Below are 13,172 nucleotides of genomic sequence, written 5' to 3'. Positions count from 1 at the left end.
GCCACCCCCGGGGGGGGGGCCCCCGCCGTCGGGGCGTCACCGCCCCGGTACGGCCGCCGTGCGGCTACTGCCGCGCGGCCCACTCCACCAGCTGGATCACGACCCCGTTCGGGTCGGTGACCTGGAAGAGCCTCTCGCCCCACGGCTCCTCGCGGAGCTCCATGGTGACCGGCACCCCGGCGGCCCGCAGCCGGGCCTCCTCGGCGGCCACGTCGGCGACCACGAACGCCAGGACGAGCCCGGCGGCGACCTGGTCGCGGACGTCCTCGGGCAGGACCTCGATCCCGCGCGCGAGGAACACCACGTTCATCCCGGCGCTCCCGTGCCCGAGCGAGACGAACCCCTCCGCCGCCATCTGCTCGGCGAACCCGAAGTGCTCCCGCAGGAACGACGCGGACGCCCCGACGTCCTCGACGGTGAGCGAAACGGCGGAAGAAGTGATCTGCATGCCTGATGACCCTTTCGTCGGCGACTATCCCGTACGCAGTACACTATACGCAGTACGGAGAATCAGGGAACAGTGATCCCGGTCACAGTGCGGTGGGGTTCGTCCGGCCCGGCCCGGCTCAGTCCAGCCCGGGCAGCGGCTCCTGGTCGACCTCGTGGCGGGCGACGCGCTCGGCCGGATCGCGGCACTCGGGGCCCAGGCGCAGGATCCGCGACTCCGGATCGTGCAGCGGGCGGTGGCAGCGGCGGCAGGTGACCCGGGGGCGGACGGCCTCGCGGGTGTCGGTGCCCGGCAGCGGGTCGGGGTCGGCGGCGGTCATGGTCCCGACCGTACCGGCGCGGCGGGCGTGAAAGGATCGGAGCCATGGCCAGTGACCGCAGCAGCGCCGGGGACCCGGCGCGCACGCTCGCGCTGCTCTGGGGCGAGTCGGCGCAGGAGAAGCCCGGCCGCCGCGGGCCCCGGCAGGCGAAGTCCCCGGCGGAGATCGCCGCCGCCGCGATCGCCCTCGCGGACGCCGAGGGCGTGGAGGCCGTGACCATGCGGCGGGTCGCGCAGGAGCTCGGCGTCTCGCCGATGGCGCTCTACACCTATGTGCCGGGCAAGGCCGAGCTGCTCGACCTGATGCTGGACACCGTCTACGCGGCGATGCCCCGCAGCGCCCCGGAGGGCGACGGCTGGCGGGCCCGCGCCGCCGCCGTCGCCGAGGACAACCGCCTCCTCCACCGGACCCACCCGTGGGCGGTCGCGGTCGCCACCAGCCGCCCGCCGCTCGGGCCGGGCCTGATGGCCAAGTACGAGTACGAGCTGCGCGCCCTGGAGGGCAGCGGGCTCCCGGACGTCGAGCTGGACGCCGCGCTGACCCACCTGCTGGGCTTCGTGGCGACCTGCGCCCGGATGGCGGCGGACGCCCGCGCCGTGCAGCAGGAGAGCGCGCTCACCGACGCCCAGTGGTGGGCCGCCAACGCCGGACTGCTCGCCCGGGTCTTCGACGCCGAGCGCTACCCGGTGGCGGCCAGGGTCGGCAGCGCCGCCGGCGAGGCGCACGGCGGCGCGTACGACCCGGACCACGCCTACGCCTTCGGGCTGGCCCGGGTGCTGGACGGTCTCGCCGCCCTGGTCGCGGAGAACGGCGGGGAGGATCCGGGGGGAGCGCCCTGAGGCGCCCCGTTGGCCCGGTGGTGAGGCGCGGGCCCGGCGGTGCGGCGCGGCCCCGCACCGCCGCGCCCCCGCGCTACCGCCGCGCGTCGTACTCGTCGCGTGCGGCCAGGACGACGGGGACGCGCTCCTCGGTCCAGTGCGCCAGTTCGGCGACCAGCCGGGCGGCCTCCCGGCCGAGCGGGGTCAGACTGTAGTCGACCCGGGGCGGGATGACCGGGTGGGCCTCGCGCAGCACGAAGCCGTCGCGCTCCAGGGTCTGCAGCGTCTGGGCGAGCATCTTCTCGCTCACCCCGGTGATCCGCCGGCGCAGCTCGCTGAACCGGTAGCCGCGTTCGTGCAGCGCCCCCAGGACCAGGACGCCCCAGCGACTGGTGACGTGTTCCAGCACGCCCCGGGACGGGCACATCCGGTCGAAGACGTCCGGCGGCGGCAGCGGTCCGGCGGGGGCGCCGGAGGGGGTGGGGGACGCGGTCTTCATTACCTGCATGTCAGTACCATACTTTTAGGTGCGTACTTTCGAAAGGTTAGTGCTGCCCCTAGGGTGAGTGGTGAAGCCGGAAGTTCAACGGACAACCACCCAGGGAGCAGCAGCATGTACGTCGTCACCGGAGCCACCGGACAGCTCGGCCGCCTCGTCGTCGAGGGCCTGCTGGCCAAGGTCCCCGCGAGCGAGGTGGCGGTGGTGGTCCGCTCCGCGGGGAAGGCCGCCGGTCTCGCCGAGCGCGGGGTGACCGTCCGGGTCGCCGACTACGACCGTCCGGAGAGCCTGGCGGGCGCCTTCGCCCCGGGCGACCGGGTGCTGCTGATCTCGGGCAGCGAGGTCGGCAGCCGGATCCCGCAGCACACCGCGGTGGTCGAGGCCGCCCGGGCCGCCGGGGTCGCGCTGCTCGCCTACACCAGCGCGCCGGGCGCGGCCACCTTCCGGCTGGCCGACGAGCACAAGGCCACCGAGGCCGTCATCCGGGAGTCCGGGCTGCCCTTCGCCCTGCTCCGCAACGGCTGGTACACCGAGAACTACCTGGGCGACGCGGCCGGCACGGTCGAGCGCGGCGTGGTGGTCGGCAGCGCCGGCCCGGAGGGCCGGATCGCCACCGCCCCGCGCGGTGACTACGCCGACGCGGCGGTCGCCGTGCTCACCGGCGAGGGCCACGAGGGCGCGGTCTACGAGCTCAGCGGCGACGCGGCCTGGAGCCTGCCGGAGCTGGCCGCCGAGCTGGCCCTGGTCTCGGGCAGGCCGGTCGGGTTCCGTGAGGTGACCCCGGCCGGGCACCGGGAGATCCTGGTCGGCGCCGGTCTGCCGGAGGGCTTCGCGGACATCCTGGTCGACGTCGACGCCGGCATCGCGCGCGGCGAGCTGGCCGGCACCCCGGGCGACCTGGCCCGGCTGATCGGCCGCCCGACCGTTCCGCTGGCCGACAGCGTGCGGGCCGCCCTGGGCGCCTGAGCCCCGGGTCCCCGGGCTCCGGTTCCCGGCCCCGCAGCACCCGCACCGCCCGCGACGCCCCCGTCGCGGGCGGTGCCGCGCGTTCCGCTCCGGGTCATGTCATGACCAAAAACCGAATTAGGAGATGACAGCCGCCTCCGCGCCCGCTACCGTCGGCTCGACACTCGTGCGCGCGGAGGGCAGACGGTCCATGCCAGAGACGACCCAGCAGGAGGCCGGACGGGGCCTCTGGTACGGCTTCGCCGCCTACGGCATGTGGGGGCTCTTCCCGCTCTTCTGGCCGCTGCTGGAGCCCGGCGCCGCCGACGACATCCTGGCCAACCGGATGGTCTGGTCCCTGGTCGCGGTCACCCTGCTGCTGATCGTCCAGCGCCACTGGGGCTGGATCCGCCCGCTGCTGCGCCAGCCCCGCCGGCTCGCCATGCTGGGCGGCGCCGCCGCGGTGATATCGGTCAACTGGGGCGTCTACATCTGGGGCGTCAACGCCGGGCACGTGGTGGAGACCAGCCTCGGCTACTTCATCAACCCGCTGGTGACCATCGCCTTCGGCGTGCTGGTGCTCAAGGAGCGGCTGCGCCGGGCCCAGTGGGCGGCGGTGGGCGTCGGCGCGGCCGCCGTGGCGGTGCTGACCATCGGCTACGGACGGCTGCCGTGGATCGCGCTGACCCTGGCGCTCTCCTTCGCCACCTACGGGCTGCTGAAGAAGAAGGTCGGGCTGAGCGGGCTGGAGAGCCTGGCCGCGGAGAGCGCCTTCATGTTCCCCTTCGCCCTCGGCTACCTGGTGTACCTGGAGTTCACCGGCCGGGGCACCTTCGGGCACACCGTGGCCGGCGAGTACGGCTGGGGGCACACCGGGTTGCTGGTGCTCAGCGGGGTGATCACCGCCGTCCCGCTGCTCTGCTTCGGCGCGGCCGCCGTCCGGGTGCCGCTGAGCGTGCTCGGGCTGCTGCAGTACCTGGCGCCGGTGTTCCAGTTCCTGATCGGCATCGCCGTCTTCCACGAGTCGATGCCGCCCGCCCGCTGGGCCGGCTTCGCCCTGGTGTGGGCGGCGCTCGCGGTGCTCACCTGGGACGCGCTGCGGCGGGTCCGGGCCGACCGGGCGGCCGCCCGTGCCCGGACGGCCGCCGCGTCCGCCGGGCCCGCCGGCACCGTGGCCACCGGGCCGGCCGACGCCCCGCCCGCCGGCCCGGTGCCGGTCAGGCGGTGATGTCCCGCGCGGTGAACCGCGACCAGGCCGCCGAGCCGAACACCGCCACGTAGGCGGCCTGCAGCCCGAGGTTCTTCAGCACCCCGTCCCAGTACATCGGCTCCCGCAGCAGGTCGCCGAAGGTGAGCCAGTGGTGCGTGAAGAGGAACGGCTGGATCGCGTGCAGCTGCGGGAAGCTGTCCAGGATCTGCACCGTGATCACCAGTCCGACGGTGGCCGCCATCGCCGCGATGCCGCTGCCGGTGAGCGTCGAGACGAACAGGCCGATCGCGACCAGCCCGGCCAGCGAGGCGGCCACCACCGCGGCCACCAGCACCGCCCGCACCAGGGCCGGGCCCAGGCCGATGGTCTCGCCGGAGATCAGCGTGACGTCGCCGACCGGGAACAGCGCCGTGCCGGTGATCACCGCGGCCAGCGCGACGGTCACCGTCGCCGCCAGGCAGAACACCAGCCCGGCGGTGAACTTGGCGGCCAGCAGCCTGGTCCGCCCGGCCGGTGCCACCAGCAGGTAGCGCAGGGTCCCGGTGGCGGCCTCGCCGGCCACCGAGTCCCCGGCGACCACCCCGACCGTCATCGGCAGGAAGATCGGCAGTGCCACGGCCAGCGCCGTGAACACCAGGAACAGACCGTTCTGGGTGACCTGGGCGATGAACGCCGGGCCTTCGCCGCCGCGCGGTCCGTCCGTCTCGATCCGCACCACCACGCCGATCAGGACCGGCAGCACCGCCAGGATCCCCAGCAGCACGATGGTCCGCATCCGGCGGAACGTCAGCACCAGCTCGTTGCGGAACAGCGCCAGGAACCCGGCCGCCGTCCGCGGCCGCCGCCCGTGCGCCGGGGCCGCGACCGCCGGCACCGCCTCAGCCCGCGACATCGAAGCCCTCCCCGGTCAGCGCCACGAAGGCGTCCTCCAACGTGCCCCGCTCCACGCCGAAGCCGAGGATCCGCACCTCGGCCGCGACCAGCGCCGCGCAGAGCCCGGGCAGCGCGTCCTCGGCCAGGGCGCCGACCTCGCCGTCCACCCGGCCGTCGCCGATCCGCACCTCGGTGACCGCGTGGGCGAGCAGCACCTCGCCGGCCCGGTGGGTGTCCGGGGTGCGCACCACCAGCCGGCCCCGGGCCCGGGCGGCCAGCTCGGCGACGGTGCCCTGCACCAGCAGCCGGCCGCGGGACATCACCGCGGCGTGCGTGCAGACCTGCTCGATCTCGTCCAGGAGGTGCGAGGAGAGGAAGACCGTGGTGCCCTCGGCCGCGACCTCCCGCACCAGCGCCCGGATCTCCCGCATGCCCTGCGGGTCCAGGCCGTTGGTGGGCTCGTCCAGGACGAGCAGCTCACGGGGCCGGAGCAGCGCCGAGGCCAGGCCGAGCCGCTGCTTCATGCCCAGCGAGTAGGCGCGCGCCTTCTTGCCGGCCGCGGCGGTCAGGCCGACCCGGTCCAGCGCCGCCTCGACCCGCTGCCGCCGGGTCCCCGGGTCGGCGGTCGGGTCGGCCGCGTCGAACCGGGTCAGGTTGTCCCGGCCGGAGAGGAAGCCGTACAGCGCGGGCCCCTCGATCAGCGCGCCGACCCGGGGCAGCACCGAGGCCACCGACCGCGGCATCGGCTCGCCGAGCACCGTCGCCACCCCGCTGCTGGGGGCGATCAGACCCATCAGCATCCGGATGGTGGTGGTCTTGCCGGAGCCGTTGGGGCCGAGGAAGCCGAAGACCGAACCCCGGGGAACGGCGAGGTCCAGCCCGTCGACGGCGAGCTGGCCGCCGCGGAAGCGCTTGGTCAGACCCCTGGTCCTGATCACGTCGTCCGAGCCGGCCCCGGCCGCGGGCGCGGACCCGGACGCGGGGGCGGACGGGCGGGAGGCCGAAGCGGCACCGGGGGCCGGGCGCGTCACCGCACCCGGCCCCCCGGCCGGCTCCGTAACGTCCCCCGTTACGGAAGCCCTCGTCACTACTTCACCCCGGCCGCACTCTGCAGCACCGGCAGCGTCACCGCGCCCGCGAAGACCCGGCCGTCGTCGGTGATCAGCACGTTCAGCACCTTGGTGCTGATCAGCGAGCCCCCGTCGACCGGCTTGCCCAGCGACTTGACCAGCGAGAGCGGGTTCTGCGCGCCGCCGCCGCCCGGGCCGTGGCCGCCCTTGCCGCGCGGGCCCCTGCCCTCGGCCGGGACGAACACGTCGTCCGTCGGCAGCTTCGTGGAGAGCACGGTCGTCCAGCCCTCGCCGATCAGGTTCAGGCCCGCGGCCGCGGTCCGGGCCTCCTCGGGGGCCGTCCCGGTCCCGGGCGCGCCGGACGGCGCGTGCTCCGTCACCTTGGCGCCCTTGGGCACGCTGAACTCGAAGGTCTTCGCGGCCGGCTTGGCGAACGAGACGTCGGTGAAGTGGACGTCCAGCACCGTGCCGCCGTCCGCGCCCCTGACCACGACCGACAGCGGCACCCCGTTGTCGGCGGCCAGCGCGATCCGCACCTCGCCGATCGTCGAGCCGGGCCGGGTGGGCTTCACGCTCAGCCGGTAGGCCTTCTGCCCGGCGACGTTCGCGGTGCCGTCCACGGTGACGGCGGTGGACTCCGCGCCCGCCGTCAGGAACTGCCGGGCCGCCTCCTGCGGGGTGGCCGGAACCCCGGTCAACGGGGCCCGGTGGCCGTCCGCGGCGTCCGGGCGGGCGGGCGCGGTCAGGTGCACGGCCTCGTTGCTGCCGCTGTCCCAGGCCCAGACCTGGTCGCCGTTGCGGATCAGCTCGTACCCGGCGAGCTTCTCCAACAGACCGATCCGCTGCCGGTCCGGACCGTCCACCGCGACCCGCAGGGTGTGCTCGCCGCCGAGCAGACCGGCGAGCTTCGCCCCGGGGCCGGCACCCGACGAGCGGTCCTCGCGGCCCCCCTGCCCGCCGCCGAGACCACCGGCCGCGGCGCCCAGCAGCTGGCTCGGCACCCCGAGGTCGGCCGAGACCGACACCGTGCCGGAGAGCGTCCCGGCCTGCGAGCCGAGCGCCTTGGCCACCAGCTGCTCCGCCGTCAGCGCGGGCAGCTCCGGCGGCGAGGTGTCCGCCAGAGCCGGCACCAGCCCCACCCCGGCGCCGATCGCGGCCGTGACCGCCAGCGGCACCGCCACGCGCACCAGGGTGCGCCGGCGCGACCGGTGGGGAGCCGTGCCCTGCCACTCGTCCGCCGGGCCGCCGCCCGCGGTCGCCCTGTCGTCCGTCATCCGTCCAACCCCTCCGTCGGTGACCGAGTGTCCCTGGGTCTCCATTAGACGGCCCGGAGCGGTGCGCGTCATCGCCCTGCAGGGTTGGATCGGGCTCGACCTCGTGGCGCAGACGACCCTGACCCCGCCTCAGGGTCGCCTCCTCCGAACGCACGAGGAGGGTACGCGAACTGGCGTAGGGTCGCGGCATGGACGCAACCAACATCCCGACCGCCAACGCGATGCGGCGTGCCCTGCGCCGGGCCCGGGACGGTGTCGCACTGGACGCGGCCGAGGCGGCGGTGCTCCTCCGGGCGAGGGGCGAGGACCTGCGCGACCTGTGCGCGAGCGCCGCGCGGGTGCGGGACGCGGGCCTGGCGGCGGTCGGCCGGCCGGGCGTCATCACCTACTCCAGAAGTGTGTTCATCCCGCTCACCCGGCTCTGCCGGGACAAGTGCCACTACTGCACCTTCGTGACCGTTCCCGGCAGGCTCCGCAGGGCGGGCCACGGGATGTTCATGTCCCCGGACGAGGTGCTGGAGGTCGCCCGCCGGGGTGCCGCCCTCGGCTGCAAGGAAGCGCTCATCACGCTCGGCGACAAGCCCGAGGACCGCTGGCCGGAGGCCCGCGAGTGGCTGGACGCGCACGGCTACGACGACACCGTCGCCTACGTCCGGGCGATGTCGATCCGCATCCTGGAGGAGACCGGGCTGCTGCCGCACCTCAACCCGGGGGTGCTGAGCTGGACGGACTTCCAGCGGCTGAAGCCGGTCTCCGCCTCGATGGGCATGATGCTGGAGACCACCGCCACCCGGCTGTGGAGCGAGCCCGGCGGCCCGCACCACGGCTCGCCCGACAAGGAGCCGGCCGTCCGGCTCCGGGTGCTGGAGGACGCCGGACGCAGCTCGGTGCCGTTCACCAGCGGGCTGCTGATCGGCATCGGCGAGACCCACGAGGAGCGCGCCGAATCGCTGTTCGCGCTGCGCCGGGTCTCCCGGGCCTACCACGGCATCCAGGAGCTGATCCTGCAGAACTTCCGCGCCAAGCCGGACACCGCGATGCGCGGCATGCCGGACGCGGAGCTGGACGAGCTGGTCGCCACCGTCGCGGTGGCCCGGCACATCATGGGCCCGTCGGCCTGTCTGCAGGCCCCGCCGAACCTGGTGGACGGCGAGTACGCGCGGCTGATCGGGGCCGGCATCGACGACTGGGGCGGCGTCTCCCCGCTGACGCCCGACCACGTCAACCCCGAGCGCCCCTGGCCGCAGATCGAAAGGCTGGCCGAGCACTCGGCGGAGGCCGGCTTCGAGCTGCGGGAGCGGCTCGCGGTCTACCCCGAGTACGTCCGGCACGGCGAGCCCTGGCTGGACCCCCGGGTGCTGCCGCACGTGCGGGCACTGGCCGACCCCGCGACCGGGCTGGCCCGCCCCGACGCCGTGGTCACCGGGCACCCCTGGCAGGAGCCGGAGGACCTGCCGGCCCCGTACGGCCGGACCGACCTGCACAGCACCATCGACACCGAGGGCCGCACCGGCGACCGGCGGGCCGACTTCGAGGACGTCTACGGCGACTGGGAGGTGCTGCGCGAGCAGGCCGCCTCGGCCGTCCCCGGACCGGCCGGCGCCCCGGAGCGGCTGGACGCCGAGGTCCGGGCCGCCCTCGCGGTGGCCGCCGACGATCCGGTCCGGCTCACCGACGAGCAGGCGCTGACGCTGTTCCAGGCGGACGGCCCGGCGCTGGACGCGCTGTGCCGGATCGCCGACGCGGTGCGCCGCGACGCGGTCGGCGACGAGGTCACCTACTGCGTCACCCGGAACATCAACTTCACCAACGTCTGCTACACCGGCTGCCGGTTCTGCGCCTTCGCCCAGCGCCGCACCGACGCGGACGCCTACAGCCTCTCGCTGGAGCAGGTCGCCGACCGGGCGGCCCAGGCCTGGGAGGTCGGCGCCACCGAGGTCTGCATGCAGGGCGGCATCCACCCCGACCTGCCCGGCACCGCCTACTTCGACATCGCGCGCGCGGTGAAGGAGCGGGTCCCCGGGATCCACGTGCACGCCTTCTCGCCGATGGAGGTGGTCAACGGCGCCACCCGGACCGGTCTGTCGATCCGGGAGTGGCTGCAGCGGGCGCAGGAGGCGGGCCTGGACAGCATCCCGGGCACGGCCGCCGAGATCCTCGACGACGAGGTCCGCTGGGTGCTCACCAAGGGCAAGCTGCCGGCCGCCACCTGGGTGGAGGTCGTCAGCACCGCGCACGAGCTGGGCATCCGCTCCTCGTCCACGATGATGTACGGGCACGTGGACACCCCGAAGCACTGGGTGGGCCACCTGCGGCTGCTCGCGGAGATCCAGCAGCGCACCGGTGGTTTCACCGAGTTCGTGACGCTGCCGTTCATCCACACCAACGCCCCGGTCTACCTGGCCGGCATCGCCCGGCCGGGCCCGACCGCGCGGGAGAACCGGGCCGTGGTGGCGATGGCGCGGCTGCTGCTGCACCCGCACATCCGCAACGTCCAGACCAGCTGGGTGAAGCTGGGCGCGGAGGGCGCGGCCGAGATGCTCCGCTCCGGCGCCAACGACCTGGGCGGCACGCTGATGGAGGAGACCATCTCGCGGATGGCCGGCTCGGCGTACGGCAGCTACAAGTCGGTCCGGGAGCTGCGGGCGATCGCCGAGGCGGCCGGACGCCCGCACCGGCAGCGCACCACCACCTACGGCGAGGTCCCGGCCGAGCGGCTGGCCGCCGCGCTGGCCTCGGACGGCCACCTCCCGGCGCTGCTGCCGCTCGTCGACTGAGCCGGCGGCGGGCTCCCCGGGTCCGTGGAACCCGGGGAGCGGGTCGGGCCGCCGAACAGCGGGTGGCGATCCGGTGGAGCGGGAACCCTGCCGTGCCGTTCGGGCATTCGAATACAGTGCGAGGGCGCGCGACCGGCCGTGCGTCGCGCGACCCCGCCCGAACCCGGACGAAAGGCGCCCGTCGTGATGCCACTGTGGTCACGCGCCCAGCAGCAGGACTTCCGCAGCCGGGTGCGCGGGTGTCTGCTGGGCGGGGCGATCGGGGACGCGCTCGGCGCGGGCATCGAGTTCGAGTCGCTGGAGAAGATCCGCGCGGCGCACGGCCCGCTCGGCGTCACCGGCTACGTCCCCGCGTACGGGCGGCTCGGCGCCGTCACCGACGACACCCAGATGGTGCTGTTCACCCTGGACGGGCTGATACGGGCGCACATCCGCCGGGACACCGGGAGCTGGCACCCGCCGACCGACGTCCACCGCGCCTATCTGCGCTGGGCGGCCACCCAGCGGGACTGGGGCCCGGACGAGCGGCGGGCCGACCTCGGCTGGCTGGGCCGCGAGGAGTGGCTGTACGCGCAGCGCGCGCCGGGGCAGGCCTGTCTCTCCGGGCTCTCCGGGCCGGACGCCGAGCGGCTGGGCACCCTGGAGACGCCGAAGAACCCGCACTCCAAGGGCTGCGGCACGGTGATGCGGGCGGCGCCGTTCGGACTGCTGACCACCTGGGAGCCCGGCCTGGTCTTCCAGCTGGCGGTGGAGTGCTCGGTGCTGACCCACGGCCACCCCAGCGGCTACCTCTCGGCCGGGGCGCTGGCGGTGATCGTCCAGACCGCGGCCCGCGGCGGCACCCTGGAGGAGGGGGTGCACCTGGCGCTCGCGCTGCTCTCCGAGCGGCCGGCGCACGAGGAGACCACGGCGGCGCTGCGGGCGGCGCTGGACGCGGTGCGGGCGGGGGAGCCGTCCGCCGAGCGGGTCGAGGCGCTGGGGGAGGGCTGGGTCGCCGAGGAGGCGCTGGCGATCGGGGTGTACTGCGCGCTGGTCGCGCACGACGTGCGGTCCGGGCTGCTGCTGGCGGTGAACCACTCGGGGGACAGCGACTCGACCGGGGCGATCTGCGGGAACCTGCTCGGTGTGCTGCACGGCGACACCGCGCTGCCGCCCGGGCTCGTCGCCGGGCTGGAAGGGCGCGGGGCGGTGCTGGAGCTGGCCGACGACTTCGTGCTGGAGCTGATGCACGGGTCCGAGCTGCACAGCCCGGACACCCCGGAGGGCACGGCCTGGGCGGCGCGCTACCCGGTGCTCGGCTGAGGCAGCACCGGGGCGGGACAGGCCGGGCCGGGACAGGCCGGGGCGGATCACCGGGGCCGGAGCCGTTCGAGCCCCGCCGTTCGATTGACGGGGGCATGTCGCCGGACGCACAGATGCCCGTAGCGGTGCCCGCCGCCCGGGGAGGGCGACGGACACCGCTACGGGCACCTGGCCGAGAGCGGTACGGCCGGGGATCAGAACCCGCCGAACGCTCCGGCACCGGCGGCGGCGGCGAACGCGTTCCAGGCCTCGGCGGAGAACCGCAGGTGCGGCCCCTCCGGGTCCTTGGAGTCACGGACCGCCACCAGGTCGGCGGCCGGAACCCGGATCTCCACACAGGCGCCGTTGCCGCCGCTGTGACTGCTCTTGTGCCAGGTCGTCCCGTTCTCGAAGGTGGTGCTCATCGGTGGTATCCCTCTTCAATGTCGGCTATCAGTGAGCGGGTCTCCGCCACCCCGAGCGCGGCCGCCCGCAGGTGGTCGTAGAGACTGGTATAGCGGCGCACGTCGGCCTCCTTCTCCAGGTAGAGATCGCTCGTCACCCCTTCGAAGTAGACAACCGTCGAATCGGCTGACTCCGGGAACTCCAGCAGGGAGAATGTCCCGGTCATGCCGGGGTGGGCTCCGTGCGAGAACGGGATGACCTGGATGGTGATGTTGGGGCGCTGGCTCAGCTCCAGCATGTGCTTCAGCTGGTGGGCCATCACCTCCTTGCTGCCGACCTCCCGGCGCAGCACCGCCTCGTCTATCACCGTCCAGAGGCTGCCCAGCTGATTCTCGCCGTTGACCCGGTCCTGACGCTTCATCCGGACCTGGACCCGGCGCTGGACGGAGAGCGCGTCGGTGTCCGGCTGGGTGCCCTCCACCACGGCCTGCGCGTACTGCTCGGTCTGCAGCAGCCCGGGTACGAAGGAGGACTCGTAGGCGCGGATCGAGGAGGCCTCGGCCTCCAGCCCGATGTAGACGCTGTAGGGGGTGGGCATGTCGTTGAAGTCGTGCCACCAGCCGCGCTGCCGGGACTCCCGGGCCATCTCCATCAGGCTGGCCCGCATCGAGTCGTCGGCCACGTTGTAGACGTCGCACAGGTCGCGGACGTCGCGCTGGCTGATGCTGCGGCGGCCGTTCTCCAGTCGGCTGATCTTGGACTGGGAGACCATCAGGCGGCCGGCGACCTCCTCGGCGGTCATCCCGGCCTGGTCGCGGAGCTTGCGCAGCTCCGCGCCGAGGCGCCGGCGCCGCACCGTGGGATTGATGTTCGCGGACACGTCGGCCTCCGGTCGGACCTCTGGTGATCGTTGGAACGGAAGTCCTCGGAACACGGTGGAAATCTGGATCAACCCCCTGACGTTGAGCAGCATGTCACCCCGGATCAGGTCGGCGCCGGGAATTCACCGGAGCGCAGTAGAACAGATCATCGGAAAAGCGCTTCGGCGAGACAGCGGACACCCCGAAGTGGTAGGGGCGCCACGGCCCGGTCCGGTGGTGCTGTGACGGCGGGACGGACGTGGTGCGGGTGCGGCCCGGGGTGGTACAGGTGCTGGTGGCACGTGCGGGGGCGGTATTCGGCCGAGGGGTCCGGGTGGGGGCCGGACCGTTCCGGGGGACGCCGGAGGGGCGGTCGCCCGGCGACTTCCGTCG

13 protein-coding genes are annotated in these 13,172 nt (G+C 74.3%); 5 read left to right on the top strand and 8 right to left on the bottom strand.

The genetic code is table 11. From position 1 onward, the window contains the following. Positions 1-64 precede the first annotated feature (64 nt). Both ACFCX4_RS27355 and ACFCX4_RS27350 read right to left on the bottom strand, forming a co-directional pair. Positions 65-448 (bottom strand): VOC family protein, encoded by a 384-nt coding sequence (locus ACFCX4_RS27355; RefSeq protein WP_376147671.1) that lies wholly within the window; start codon positions 446-448, stop codon positions 65-67. A gap of 118 nt (positions 449-566) precedes the next feature. Continuing rightward, a complete protein-coding gene (locus ACFCX4_RS27350; RefSeq protein WP_376147668.1) occupies positions 567-767 on the bottom strand; it encodes a DUF6011 domain-containing protein in 201 nt (66 codons plus the stop codon). A 44-nt stretch (positions 768-811) separates the two neighbouring features. On the opposite strand from ACFCX4_RS27350, the gene ACFCX4_RS27345 reads away from it, so the two are divergent. Next, a complete protein-coding gene (locus ACFCX4_RS27345; protein ID WP_376147665.1) occupies positions 812-1,606 on the top strand; it encodes a TetR/AcrR family transcriptional regulator in 795 nt (264 codons plus the stop codon). 73 nt (positions 1,607-1,679) lie between these two features. Here ACFCX4_RS27345 and ACFCX4_RS27340 read toward each other — a convergent pair whose 3' ends face one another. Then, entirely contained in the window at positions 1,680-2,084 is a 405-nt protein-coding gene (locus ACFCX4_RS27340; protein ID WP_376147674.1) for a winged helix-turn-helix transcriptional regulator, read from the bottom strand. 114 nt (positions 2,085-2,198) lie between these two features. On the opposite strand from ACFCX4_RS27340, the gene ACFCX4_RS27335 reads away from it, so the two are divergent. Together ACFCX4_RS27335 and rarD are read left to right on the top strand one after the other, a co-directional pair. After that, positions 2,199-3,050 (top strand): SDR family oxidoreductase, encoded by an 852-nt coding sequence (locus ACFCX4_RS27335; protein WP_376147662.1) that lies wholly within the window; start codon positions 2,199-2,201, stop codon positions 3,048-3,050. Between the two features lie 190 nt (positions 3,051-3,240). Then, on the top strand, positions 3,241-4,257 hold the full coding sequence (gene rarD / locus ACFCX4_RS27330; RefSeq protein ID WP_376147659.1) for an EamA family transporter RarD: 1,017 nt from the start codon (positions 3,241-3,243) through the stop codon (positions 4,255-4,257). On the opposite strand, the gene ACFCX4_RS27325 is transcribed toward rarD, so the two are convergent. The 3 genes from ACFCX4_RS27325 to ACFCX4_RS27315 are packed head-to-tail and all read right to left on the bottom strand — an operon-like array spanning position 4,247 to position 7,456. Continuing rightward, positions 4,247-5,131 carry an ABC transporter permease gene (locus tag ACFCX4_RS27325; RefSeq protein WP_376147656.1) on the bottom strand — a complete coding sequence of 295 codons (885 nt, stop codon included), beginning with the start codon at positions 5,129-5,131 and terminating at the stop codon, positions 4,247-4,249. The genes rarD and ACFCX4_RS27325 overlap by 11 nt on opposite strands. Further along, complete coding sequence (locus ACFCX4_RS27320) at positions 5,118-6,143, bottom strand: ABC transporter ATP-binding protein (RefSeq protein ID WP_376147653.1); 1,026 nt, start codon at positions 6,141-6,143, stop codon at positions 5,118-5,120. The genes ACFCX4_RS27325 and ACFCX4_RS27320 overlap by 14 nt, the downstream gene beginning before the upstream one ends. A gap of 56 nt (positions 6,144-6,199) precedes the next feature. Then, positions 6,200-7,456 (bottom strand): outer membrane lipoprotein carrier protein LolA, encoded by a 1,257-nt coding sequence (locus tag ACFCX4_RS27315; protein WP_376147650.1) that lies wholly within the window; start codon positions 7,454-7,456, stop codon positions 6,200-6,202. A gap of 188 nt (positions 7,457-7,644) precedes the next feature. Here ACFCX4_RS27315 and ACFCX4_RS27310 point away from each other — a divergent pair, with 188 nt between their 5' ends. Beyond that, complete coding sequence (locus tag ACFCX4_RS27310) at positions 7,645-10,233, top strand: bifunctional FO biosynthesis protein CofGH (protein ID WP_376147647.1); 2,589 nt, start codon at positions 7,645-7,647, stop codon at positions 10,231-10,233. Between the two features lie 186 nt (positions 10,234-10,419). Beyond that, the gene (locus tag ACFCX4_RS27305; RefSeq protein WP_376147644.1) at positions 10,420-11,535 is read left to right on the top strand and encodes an ADP-ribosylglycohydrolase family protein; all 1,116 of its coding nucleotides are present in this window, start codon (positions 10,420-10,422) and stop codon (positions 11,533-11,535) included. A 194-nt stretch (positions 11,536-11,729) separates the two neighbouring features. Here ACFCX4_RS27305 and ACFCX4_RS27300 read toward each other — a convergent pair whose 3' ends face one another. Both ACFCX4_RS27300 and ACFCX4_RS27295 read right to left on the bottom strand, forming a co-directional pair. Further along, positions 11,730-11,939 carry a DUF397 domain-containing protein gene (locus tag ACFCX4_RS27300; protein WP_376147641.1) on the bottom strand — a complete coding sequence of 70 codons (210 nt, stop codon included), beginning with the start codon at positions 11,937-11,939 and terminating at the stop codon, positions 11,730-11,732. Continuing rightward, on the bottom strand, positions 11,936-12,799 hold the full coding sequence (locus ACFCX4_RS27295; protein ID WP_376147638.1) for a helix-turn-helix domain-containing protein: 864 nt from the start codon (positions 12,797-12,799) through the stop codon (positions 11,936-11,938). Before ACFCX4_RS27295 ends, ACFCX4_RS27300 begins: the two co-directional genes overlap by 4 nt. Between the last annotated feature and the right edge of the window lie 373 nt (positions 12,800-13,172).

Source organism: Kitasatospora sp. NPDC056327 (assembly GCF_042261735.1).
In the GTDB taxonomy this organism is placed as follows: Bacteria; Actinomycetota; Actinomycetes; order Streptomycetales; family Streptomycetaceae; genus Kitasatospora.
Note: the sequence above shows the minus strand (reverse complement) of the source record. Positions and strands in the feature narration are given on the sequence as shown.

Coding starts and splice junctions, on each gene's coding strand:
- ACFCX4_RS27300 (WP_376147641.1), bottom strand. CDS start 11,939: ATGAGCACCACCTTCGAGAACGGGACGACCTGGCACAAGAGCAGTCAC.
- ACFCX4_RS27355 (WP_376147671.1), bottom strand. CDS start 448: ATGCAGATCACTTCTTCCGCCGTTTCGCTCACCGTCGAGGACGTCGGG.
- ACFCX4_RS27315 (WP_376147650.1), bottom strand. CDS start 7,456: ATGACGGACGACAGGGCGACCGCGGGCGGCGGCCCGGCGGACGAGTGG.
- ACFCX4_RS27335 (WP_376147662.1), top strand. CDS start 2,199: ATGTACGTCGTCACCGGAGCCACCGGACAGCTCGGCCGCCTCGTCGTC.
- ACFCX4_RS27305 (WP_376147644.1), top strand. CDS start 10,420: ATGCCACTGTGGTCACGCGCCCAGCAGCAGGACTTCCGCAGCCGGGTG.
- rarD (WP_376147659.1), top strand. CDS start 3,241: ATGCCAGAGACGACCCAGCAGGAGGCCGGACGGGGCCTCTGGTACGGC.
- ACFCX4_RS27350 (WP_376147668.1), bottom strand. CDS start 767: ATGACCGCCGCCGACCCCGACCCGCTGCCGGGCACCGACACCCGCGAG.
- ACFCX4_RS27340 (WP_376147674.1), bottom strand. CDS start 2,084: ATGAAGACCGCGTCCCCCACCCCCTCCGGCGCCCCCGCCGGACCGCTG.
- ACFCX4_RS27310 (WP_376147647.1), top strand. CDS start 7,645: ATGGACGCAACCAACATCCCGACCGCCAACGCGATGCGGCGTGCCCTG.
- ACFCX4_RS27325 (WP_376147656.1), bottom strand. CDS start 5,131: ATGTCGCGGGCTGAGGCGGTGCCGGCGGTCGCGGCCCCGGCGCACGGG.
- ACFCX4_RS27345 (WP_376147665.1), top strand. CDS start 812: ATGGCCAGTGACCGCAGCAGCGCCGGGGACCCGGCGCGCACGCTCGCG.